The following is an 11,578-nucleotide window of genomic DNA, read 5'->3' as shown; positions in this document are numbered from 1 at the left end:
AGCTTCGGAATCCCATCCTCGAACCCGAAATGCGGACCATGCGAGACGAACTGATTCTGCGAACTCGACGTGTTCGGCCGGACTGGGCCACGGTGCTGGCCGCTTTCGACGAAACCCCGGACGGGGAGCGACGGCGGGCGCTCGCCGCGTTGGTCGTCGCCGAGACCGAAGCGGTGCTGGAGGCGAAGCCGGGCGCGGGGACCGCGGCTCCCGGCACGCCCTTCGCCGAACTCGGGTTCGATTCCCTCGCGGCCGTGGAGCTGCACCGGCGGATCTCGGCGGCCACCGCGCTGGAACTGCCGGTGACGCTCGTCTTCGACCACCCGACGCCGTCGGCGCTCGCCGGTCACCTGCGGGATCTGCTCGCCGGGGAGGCCGTGGCCGAGGTCGAGGACTATCAGGCGATCGCCGACGACGAACCGATCGCGATCGTCGGCATGGCCTGCCGTTATCCCGGCGGGATCGGTTCGCCGGAAGACCTCTGGCGGCTGGTCACCGAGGGTGGGGACGCGACGTCGGACTTCCCGGCCGACCGCGGCTGGGACGTGGAATCGCTGTACGACCCCGACCCGGGGGTGCCCGGCAAGACCTACACCCGGCGAGGCGGTTTCCTCGACGGCGCAGGGGATTTCGACGCGGGGTTCTTCGGGATCTCGCCGCGTGAGGCGCTGGCGATGGATCCCCAGCAGCGGCTCCTGCTGGAGACGTCGTGGGAGGCCATCGAGCGGGCGGGCATCGATCCCGCCACCTTGCGGGGGAGCGCGACCGGCGTCTTCGTCGGCGCGGAGACCCAGGAATACGGACCGCGTCTCGGTGGCGCGGAAGAAGGCCTCGAAGGCTATCTGCTGACCGGTAACGCGGCGAGTGTCGCGTCCGGCCGCGTCTCGTACGCCTTCGGGTTCGAGGGCCCGACGGTCACGGTGGACACCGCGTGCTCGTCGTCGCTGGTCGCCCTGCACCTGGCCGGGCAGGCACTGCGGCTGGGGGAGTGCCCGATCGCGGTGGCCGGCGGCGTCGCGGTGATGTCGAGCCCCGGCGGTTTCCTCGCCTTCAGCCGTCAGCGCGGGCTCGCGCCGGACGGACGCTGCAAGCCGTTCTCCGCCGCGGCGGACGGCACCGGCTGGTCCGAAGGTGTCGGGATGCTGGTGCTGGAAAGGCTTTCCGACGCCCGGCGCAACGGGCACCGGGTGCTCGCCGTCGTCCGCGGCACCGCGATCAACTCCGACGGCGCCAGCAACGGCCTCACCGCGCCCAACGGTGCCGCGCAGCAGCGAGTGATCCGGCGCGCGCTGGCGAACGCCGGGCTCGCACCGTCCGAAGTGGACGCCGTCGAAGCGCACGGCACCGGTACCGTCCTCGGCGATCCGATCGAGGCACAGGCATTGCTGGCCACCTACGGCCGCGACCGCGAGCGCTCGCTGCTGCTCGGTTCGGTCAAGTCGAACATCGGGCACACCCAGTCGGCCGCCGGGGTGGCCGGGGTGATCAAGATGGTGCAGGCGATGCGGCACGGGGTGCTGCCCAAGACCCTGCACGCCGACGAGCCCACACCGAAGGTCGCCTGGTCGTCCGGCGCCGTCGAGTTGCTCGGCGAGACCGCGGCCTGGCCGGAGACCGGGGCGCCCCGCCGCGCGGCGGTGTCGTCGTTCGGGATGAGCGGGACCAACGCGCACGCCGTCCTCGAACAGGCCCCCGCCGAGGAAGAGACCGAGCCGGCGCCGGAAGCCTGGCCCTCCTGGCTGTTCCCCGTCAGCGGCCGCGACGAGAAGGCCTTACGCCGTCAGGCCGCCCGGCTGCGTGAAGACCTGCCGGACGGCGAGCTTCCCGCCGTCGCCTCCGCACTCGCCACCACCCGGTCCGCCCTGGAGCGGCGGGCCGTGGTGACCGCCGCCGACCACGCGGGATTGCTGGCCGGGTTGGACGCGCTGGCCGCCGGTGAAGCCCTGCCGAGCCTGGTCCGCGGGACCGCGGCCGGGACGGCGCGGATCGGGATCGTCTTCAGCGGCCAGGGCAGCCAGCGTGCCGGGATGGGCCGCGAGCTGCACCGCCGGTTCCCGGTGTTCGCGGCCGCCTTCGACGACGCCTGCGGGCATCTCGACCTGCAACTGGACCGGCCGCTGGCCGAGATCGTGTTCGCCCCCGAGGGCACCGGAGAAGCCGGGCTGCTGCATCGCACCGAATACGCGCAGTGCGCGCTGTTCGCCGTCGAGGTCGCGTTGTTCCGGCTGTACGAGCACTGGGGCCTGCGCCCCGACTACGTCGCCGGGCACTCGATCGGCGAGCTGGCCGCCGCGCACGTCTCGGGCATGCTCTCGCTCTCCGACGCCGCCGCGCTCGTCGCCGCGCGGGGACGCCTGATGCAGGACACGCGCGAGGGCGGCGCGATGCTCGCCGTGCAGGCGACGGAGGACGAGATCCTGCCGCTGCTGGGCGACCGCCTCGCGATCGCGGCCGTCAACGGCCCGCGGTCGGTGGTCGTCTCCGGCGACGAGGCCGCGGTCGAGGAGATCGCCGCCGCGTTCGCCGGGCGCAAGACCAAACGGCTCAAGGTGAGCCACGCCTTCCACTCGCACCACATGGACGCGATGCTCGACGAATTCCGCCGGTTCGCCGAGATCCTCACCTTCCGGAAGCCGGCGATCCCGCTGGTGTCCACTGTGTCCGGTGAGCTGATCACCGAGGCGACGGCGCCGGAGTACTGGGTGGAGCACGTGCGCCGCCCCGTGCGGTTCGCCGACGGGGTGCGGCGCCTGGACGAACTCGGCGTCGACGTGCTCCTGGAACTCGGCCCGGACGCGGTGCTGACCCCGATGGCCGCAGAGGTCCTCGACGGTGAGGGGCCGGCGCTGGTGCCGAGCCTGCGCGGGTCGCGGCCGGAGGCGGAGGCGCTCGCCGCGTCGCTGGCCGAGTTGTGGGTCCGCGGCGCCGAACCCGGCTGGCCCCAGGTGTTCGGCGAGCACCCGAGGGCCGATTTGCCGACTTATGCCTTCGAGCGGCAGCGGTACTGGCTGATCGACCAGGACGCCGCCGGGGATCCCGGCGCCTACGGTCTGGGCGACACCGGGCATCCGCTCCTGCGGGCCTCGGTCACCACGGCCGAAGACGGTGCCCTGCTGCTCTCCGGCCGGTTGTCCCCGCTCACCCAGCCTTGGCTCGCCGACCACGTCGTCGGTGGCGACGTGGTGCTGCCGGGTACCGCGCTGCTCGAACTGGCGTTGCGCGCCGCGGAGCTCGCGGGCTCCGGAGGCGTCGAAGAACTGACCCTCGAAGTGCCGATGGTGCTTTCCGAAGCGGGCGTTCAGGTTCAGGTGTCGGTCCGGGACGGCAGGCTTCTGATCTTCTTCCGTGACAACGAGGACGACGAGTGGGCGCGATGCGCTTCGGGCACGCTCGGTGCCGCGGCACCCGCTCCCGATTTCGGGGTGTGGCCGCCCCACGGTGAGCCTCTCGACCTTTCCGATCTCTACGACCGGCTCGCCGATTCCGGCCTCGACTACGGGCCGGCGTTCCGGTGCCTGCGCGCCGCGTGGCGGTCCGGTGACGACCTCTACGCCGAGGTCGCCGCCGTGCCGGAGACCCAGGGCGGGTTCGGCGTGCATCCGGCGCTGCTGGACGCGGCCCTGCACGTGCTCGAACTCGGTTCCGGGGGCGGTGGGGGCCCCGCGGCGCTGCCGTTCGCGTGGTCCGGCGTGACCCTGCACACGCGCGGCGCCGACGTTCTGCGCGTCAAGCTCGAGAACCACGTCGCGGGTGCCGAAGCCGGGACCTACTCGGTGTCTCTGAAGGTTGCCGACAGTGCGGGCGAACCCGTCGCGTCGGTGGAATCCCTGGCCCTGCGTCCCCTTTCCACCGCGCCCCGCGCGCAGGACGGCGCGCTGTACGGCGTCGACTGGATTCCGCTTCCCGGGACGCCGGGCGCCGCTGAGTACCGGCTCTACCCGGACCTGACCGCCGTCGACGACGTGCCACCGGTTGTCGCCGTCCGTTGCACCACTCTCGAAACCGTGCTGGATCTCGTCCAGGCCTGGCTCGCCGACGACCGATTCGCCCCGGCCCGCCTGGCGCTGCTCACCGATGGCGCCGTCGCCACCGGAAACCCCGATCCCGCCGCGGCCGCCGTCTGGGGGCTCGTGCGTTCCGCGCAGGCCGAGCACCCGGACCGGCTGGTGCTGGCCGACGTCACGGGGGAAGAGGGCCTCGCCGCCGGACTGGCTTCCGGGGAGCCCGAGTTCGCCGTCCGCGACGGCGCGGTGCTGGTCCCCAGGCTGACGCGGGTCCCGAGCCCGGCCCCGGCGTCGTTCACCACTGGCGGCACGGTGCTGGTCACCGGCGGGACCGGCGGTCTCGCCGGGCTGCTGGCCCGGCATCTGGTCGAGCGGCACGAGGTACGCCGTCTGCTCCTCGTGAGCCGTCGCGGTGCCGCGGGTCCGCTCGTCGACGACCTCACCGCGCTGGGAGCGGACGTCACCGTCGCCGCCTGCGACATCGCCGACCGCGAGGCCGTCGCGGCGCTGCTCGACGAACACCCGGTGTCGGCGGTCGTCCACGCCGCCGGCGTGCTCGACGACGCGACCGTCACCACGCTCGACCACGAGCGGCTGGCGGCCGTTCTGCGGCCGAAGGTCACCGGCGCGCTCGTCCTGGACGAACTCACCCGCGACCTCGACCTGTCGGCGTTCGTGCTGTTCTCTTCCTCCGCGGCCACCTTCGATGGCGCCGGACAGGCCAACTACGCGGCGGCCAACGCCTTCCTCGAAGCGCTCGCCCTCCGCCGCCGTGCGGAAGGCCGCCCCGGCGTCGCACTGGGCTGGGGCCTGTGGGCCACCGGGATGGGCGGACGGCTCGACGAGGCGGGACTGCGCCGGATCGCCCGCTCCGGTCAGCTCGCACTGTCCGAAGTGGACGGGCTCGCGCTGTTCGACGCGGCGCTGGCGGCGGACCGGCCGGTGCTGCTGCCGATGCGGATGGACCGCGCCGCGTTGCGCGCCCGCGTCTCCGCCGAAGGGCTTCCGGCGGTCCTCAATGGACTCGTCCGGGTCACCCGTCCGGCGCCGTCGGCCGCGCCGCGCGGCGGACTGGACGAAGCGGCCCTGCTCGACCTCGTCCGGACGACGGTCGCGGCCGTCCTGGGGCACCCGGACGCCCACGCGATCGACCCGGATCGCGCGTTCACCGAGGTCGGTTTCGACTCGCTCGCCGCCGTGGAACTGCGCAACCGGCTGATCGCGGCCACCGGGCTGAAGATCGCGCCGACGCTGGTGTTCGACCACCCGAACCCGCGCGCGGTCGCGACGTTCCTCGCCGCCGGATCCGCTCCGGTCCGGGACGACGTGTCCGCTCCGGCCGAGGCCGACGAGCCGATCGCGATCATCGGCATGGCCTGCCGTTATCCGGGCGGGGTGAGCACACCCGACGATCTGTGGCGTCTGGTCGCCGACGGGAACGACGGCATCACCCGGTTCCCTGACAACCGCGGCTGGGACACCGACGGCGTCTACCACCCCGACGCCGACCACCGCGGCACGACCTACGTGCGCGAGGGCGGTTTCCTGCACGAAGCCGGGCAGTTCGATCCGGGCTTCTTCGGGATCTCGCCGCGTGAGGCGCTGGCGATGGATCCGCAGCAGCGGCTGCTGCTGGAGATCTCCCACGAAGCCGTCGAACGGGCCGGGATCGACCCGAAATCCTTGCGCGGCAGTGGGACCGGTGTGTTCGCCGGGGTGATGTACCACGACTACGCGACGGGGTTGAACCGCGTGCCCGACGACGTCGAGGGCTACCTCGGCAACGGGACCTCGGCCAGCATCCACTCCGGCCGGGTCGCCTACACCTTCGGGCTGGAAGGCCCGGCGGTCACGATCGACACGGCCTGTTCGTCGTCGCTGGTGGCGCTGCATCTGGCCGCGCAGGCGTTGCGGCGCGGTGAATGCTCGATGGCGCTGGCGGGCGGGGTGACCGTGATGGCCACGCCCGAGGTCTTCGTGGACTTCAGCCGTCAGCGCGGCCTCGCGCCCGACGGCCGCTGCAAGTCCTTTTCGGACGATGCCGATGGCACGGTGTGGAGCGAAGGTGTCGGGATGCTCCTGGTGGAGCGCCTTTCCGACGCACGCCGCAACGGTCACCGCGTCCTCGCGATCATGCGGGGGAGCGCGGTCAACCAGGACGGCGCGTCCAACGGGCTCACCGCTCCGAGCGGTCCGTCGCAGCAACGGGTGATCCGCCGGGCGCTGGCGGATGCCGGCCTTGAACCGTCCGAAGTGGACGCCGTTGAGGCGCACGGCACCGGGACCCCGCTGGGGGATCCCATCGAGGCGCAGGCGGTGCTCGCGACCTACGGCCAGGACCGGGACCGGCCGTTGTGGCTGGGATCGCTGAAGTCCAACCTCGGCCACACCCAGGCCGCGGCCGGTGTCGGCGGGATCATCAAGATGGTGCAGGCGATGCGCCACGGTGTGCTGCCCCGCACGCTCAACCTCGGCACGCCGTCGACCAAGGTCGACTGGACGGCCGGGAACGTGTCCCTGCTGGCCGAGCCCGTTGCCTGGCCGGAAAACGGCGGACCCCGGCGCGCGGCGGTCTCGTCGTTCGGGATCAGCGGGACCAACGCGCACGTCGTCCTGGAGCAGGCGGAGCCGGTCGAACAGTCCACTTCGGACACGTCGCCGCTCGGTGGTGACGTGCTGCCGTTCGTCCTGTCCGGGAAGACTTCCGCCGCCTTGGCCGCGCAAGCGGACCGGCTCGCCGGTCACCTCGCCGACGACGTCTCCCTGCCCGCGGTGGCCCGGGCGCTCGCGGTGACCAGGTCCGCGCTGGACCACCGTGCCGTGGTGGTGGCTGGTGACCGCGCCGGGTTGACCGCCGGGCTGCGCGCGCTGGCCGACGCCGCCCCCGCGCCCCACGTGGTCGGTGGCGTCGCCGAGAACGGCAAGGCCGTCTTCGTCTTCCCCGGCCAGGGTTCGCAGTGGACCGGGATGGCGGTGGACCTGCTCGGCTCGTCGGCCGTCTTCGCCGAAGCGATGGCCGACTGCGAGACCGCTCTGCTGTCCCATGTGGACTGGAAGCTGACGCACGTCCTGTCCGACGCGGCGGCGCTGGAACGCGTCGACGTCGTCCAGCCGGTGCTGTTCGCGGTGATGGTGTCGCTGGCCCGGCTCTGGCGGGCGTGCGGGATCGAACCCGCCGCCGTGGTCGGGCACTCACAGGGCGAGATCGCGGCCGCGTGTGTCGCGGGTGCGCTGTCGCTGGAAGACGCCGCGCGCGTGGTTTGCCTGCGCAGCAAGGCGATTCTGGCACTGTCCGGTCTGGGTGGGATGGTGTCGGTCGCGGCATCGGAGGACCGGGTCCGGGAGCTGCTGCCCGACGGCGTTTCCGTGGCCGCGGTGAACGGCCCGGCCTCCGTCGTCGTATCCGGTGACGTCGCGGGGCTGGAGGCGCTGCTCAAGCGGTGCGAACTGCTCGACGTGCGGGCGAAGCGGGTCCCGGTGGACTACGCGTCGCACTCGGCTCACGTCGACGCGATCGAACACGAGGTCGTGACGGCGCTGAGCGGAATCACACCGCGCGAAGCCGAACTTCCGATGTACTCGACCGTCACCGGTGAGCCGATCGACACGACCACCCTCGACGCCGCCTACTGGTTCCGCAATCTCCGGGCCACCGTCCGGTTCGACCAGGCGGTGCGGCGGCTGATCGCGGACGGGTTCCGGTTCTTCGTCGAGACGAGCCCGCATCCGGTGCTGGTCGCCGGGCTGACCGAACTCGTCGAAGAGGCCGCCGTGCCCGCCGTCGCGCTCGCGAGCCTGCGCCGTGACGAGGGCGGACCGACCCGGTTCGTCACCTCCCTGGCGGAGGCGCACGCCCACGGCCTGAGCCCCGGCTGGGCCGCGCTGCTGCCCGAGGCGGGCTGGGTCGATCTGCCGCCCTATGCCTTCCAGCATCAGGAGTTCTGGCTCACCGACGCCGGGGAACCGGGCGACGCCGCCGGATTCGGACTCGGCGCCACCGGACATCCGCTGCTCACCGCCGCGACCGCGCTGCCGGGTTCCGGCGGGCTCCTGCTCACCGGCCGGATTTCGGCGGCCGCGCAGCCGTGGCTGGCCGACCACGCGGTGCAGGGCACCGTGCTGCTGCCGGGTACCGCGTTCGTGGAACTCGCGCTGCAGGCCGGGACCCACGCGGGCTGCGGCCGGATCGACGAGCTGACCCTCGAAGCCCCGTTGCCGCTTCCCGAGCAGGGCGGCGTCCGCGTCCAGGTCGCCCTGGGGTCCGAAGTGGACGGACGCCGCGAGGTCACCGTGCACTCCCAGGCCGAATCCGGTGACGACACCTGGGTGCGGCACGCGTCCGGCTTCCTGACTTCGGAGGAGAACCCGGGAGAGGGCCTGACCGAATGGCCGCCCGCCGGCGCGACGAGCGTCGACCTCGACGGCTTCTACGCCGACGCCGAGGACCAGGGGTACGGCTACGGCCCCGCGTTCCAGGGGCTGCGAGCGGCCTGGACCCTGGGTTCCGACGTCTTCGCCGAGGTCGTCCTGCCCGACGCCGAGGGCGCGGACCGGTTCGGCCTGCATCCGGCACTGCTCGACGCCGCGCTCCACGCCCTCGGCACCGTCCGGTCCGGCGACGGCGCGGAACTGCCGTTCGCGTGGACCGGGGTCACAGTGCACGCAGTAGGCGCCACGGCGCTGCGGGTCCGGCTCGCCGTGGGCGCGGACACCGTCGCGGTGACGGTGGCCGACCCGGCGGGCGCGCCGGTCGCGACCGTCGAAGGCCTGGTCACGCGGCCCGCCGCCCAGCCCAGCTCCCGACGTCCGGACTCGCTGTTCCGCGTCGGCTGGACGCCGGTGACCACGTCGGAAGCCATCGGGACGCCGATCGTCACGGTCCTGCCCGACGGCGATCTGACCGCCCTCGCCGAAGTTCCCGACGTGGTGCTGGTGCCGGTGGGATCCGAGGCGGGCGACCTCACCGAGAGCGTCCATCGCACGACCGCCCGGGTGCTGGATCTGATCCGGACCTGGCTGGACGACGAGCGGTTCGCCGACGCGCGGCTGGTGCTGCACACCCGCGGCGCGGTCGGCGACGAGGACGTCCGCGATCTCGGGGCCGCGGCGGCCTGGGGACTGGTCCGGTCCGCGCAGGCCGAGAATCCCGATCGGATCGTCCTGCTCGACACCGATGCCGACCTTCCGCCGGCGTTGCCCGCCGAGGCGCTGGCCACCGGTGAGGCGCAGCTCGCGTGGCGGGATGGGGAACTGCTCGTGCCGAGGCTCGCCAAGGTCTCCGCCGACGGAACGCTGACTCCGCCTGAAAGCCCCTGGGTGCTGGACGCACCCCGCCGCGGCACGCTGGAAGAGCTCGCGCTCGTCCCGGCGCCCGCCGCCGCCCGGCCGCTCGCCGACGGCGAGGTCCGGATCCAGGTCCGGGCCGCCGGCATCAACTTCCGCGACGTGCTCATCACGCTCGACATGTATCCCGAGGACAACGCGGTGATGGGCAGCGAGGGCGCGGGCATCGTCACCGAAATCGGTTCCGGCGTCACCGGCCTGAAGCCCGGCGACCGGGTCTTCGGCCTGTTCGACGGCGCGTTCGGTCCGGTCGCGATCGCCGACCGGCGGACGGTCACGGAGATGCCCGTGGACTGGACGTTCGCCGAAGCGGCGGCTCTGCCGGTCGTCTTCCTCACCGCCTACTACGGGCTGGTCGACCTCGGCGGGCTCCGGCAGGGGGAGAAGGTGCTGATCCACGGGGCGACCGGCGGTGTCGGTATGGCCGCGGTCCAGCTGGCCCGCCACCTCGGCGCCGAGGTGTTCGCCACGGCGAGCCCCGGCAAGTGGGAAGTGCTGCGGAGCCTCGGGTTCGACGACGAGCACATCGCCTCCTCCCGCACGCTGGACTTCGAGGACCGGTTCGGCCGGATGGACGTCGTCCTGGACTCGCTCGCCAAGGAGTTCGTCGACGCGTCGCTGCGGCTGCTGGGCGAGGGCGGGCGGTTCGTCGAGATGGGCAAGACCGACATCCGTGACGCGGACGAGGTCGCGGCCGCCCATCCCGGCGTCACCTATCGCGCGTTCGACCTGCTCGACGCCGGACGGCCGAGGATCGGCGAGATCCTGGCCGAGCTGCTGGAGCTGTTCGGCGCCGGGTCGCTCACCGTGCCCCGGCCGACGGTGTGGGACGCGCGCCGCGCGCCCGAGGTCTTCCGGTTCATGAGCCAGGCCAAGCACATCGGCAAGAACGTGCTCACCATCCCGTCCACATTGGACGAGAGCGGGACCGTGCTGATCACCGGTGCCACCGGGACACTCGGCGCTCTGGTCGCCCGGCATCTGGTCACCGCGCGTGGCGTCCGGCACTTGCTGCTCGTCGGCCGCCGGGGCCGCGCCGCGGCCGGTATGGCGGAACTCGAAGCGGAACTGACCGCAGCCGGGGCGTCGGTCACCATCGCCGCCTGTGACGCGGCGGACCGGACGGCGCTGGCGGAGCTGCTCGCCACCGTCCCGCCCGAACATCCGCTGACCGGGGTGGTGCACGCCGCCGGTGTCCTGGACGACGGCCTCGTCGCCACACTGACCCCCGAGCGGCTGGCGAAGGTGCTGCGGCCGAAGGTCGACGCCGCGGTCAACCTGCACGAACTGACCCGCGACGCGGACCTCGCCGAATTCGTCCTGTTCTCCTCGGCCGCCGGCGCGTTCGGCGACGCCGGGCAGGGAAACTACGCCGCCGCCAACAGTTTCCTCGACTCCCTCGCCCGGCACCGTCGGGCGCAGGGGTTGCCCGCGGTCTCGCTCGCATGGGGTTTCTGGGCCCAGTTGAGCGGGATGACCGGCCACCTCGGCGAAGCGGATCTCGCCCGGCTCAAGCGGTCCGGGATGAGCCCGCTGTCCACTGAGGACGGACTATTGTTGCTGGACGCCGCCCGTGCCGGGTACGAACCGGCGCCGCTGCCGATGCACATCGACCTCGCCGCCTTGCGGGGCACGGAGGTGCACCCCCTGCTGCGGGGGCTGGTGAAGGCACCGGTCCGCCGGGCGGCCGCGGCCACCGGAGCACAGACCGCCGGATTCGCCGACCGGCTGGCCGGGCTCGCCCCGGCGGCCCGTGGCCGGGCCCTGCTGGACCTGATCCGCGCGAACGTCGCCGCGGTACTCGGCTTCGGCTCACCGGAGCAGGTCGGCGTCCGGCAGGCCTTCCGGGAACTGGGGTTCGATTCGCTCAGCGCGGTCGAACTCCGCAACCGGCTCAACGCGGCGACCGGCCTCCGGCTGCCCGCCACCGTCGTGTTCGACCATCCGACCCCCACCGCGCTCGCCGAAATCCTCGGCGACCGGCTGGCACCCGCCGACAGCGCCGACAGCGTCGTTGACGACGAGGTCGCCCGTATCGGCGCGGTCCTCGCCTCGGTGCCCGCCGACCGGCTCCGCGAAGCCGGCGTGCTGGACCTGCTGACCCGGCTGGCCGATCCCGGCTACCGCCCCACCGAGTCGCCCGGCGGCGCGGACATCGACGAGATGGACGCCGACCGTCTGATCGCACTCGCTTTCGACGCTTCCGACCCCGCCTGACGTGAAACACCCTG

1 protein-coding gene is annotated in these 11,578 nt (G+C 72.9%); it reads left to right on the top strand.

The genetic code is table 11. The annotated features are described in order from the left end of the window. The first annotated feature begins 92 nt into the window (after positions 1–92). Positions 93–11,564 (top strand): SDR family NAD(P)-dependent oxidoreductase, encoded by an 11,472-nt coding sequence (locus ACSMFO_RS35880; protein WP_436462074.1) that lies wholly within the window; start codon positions 93–95, stop codon positions 11,562–11,564. Positions 11,565–11,578: the final 14 nt, after the last annotated feature.

This window comes from Amycolatopsis sp. w19 (assembly GCF_051373225.1).
GTDB lineage: Bacteria > Actinomycetota > Actinomycetes > Mycobacteriales > Pseudonocardiaceae > Amycolatopsis > Amycolatopsis japonica.
This window is presented reverse-complemented; position numbering and strand designations above follow the sequence as displayed.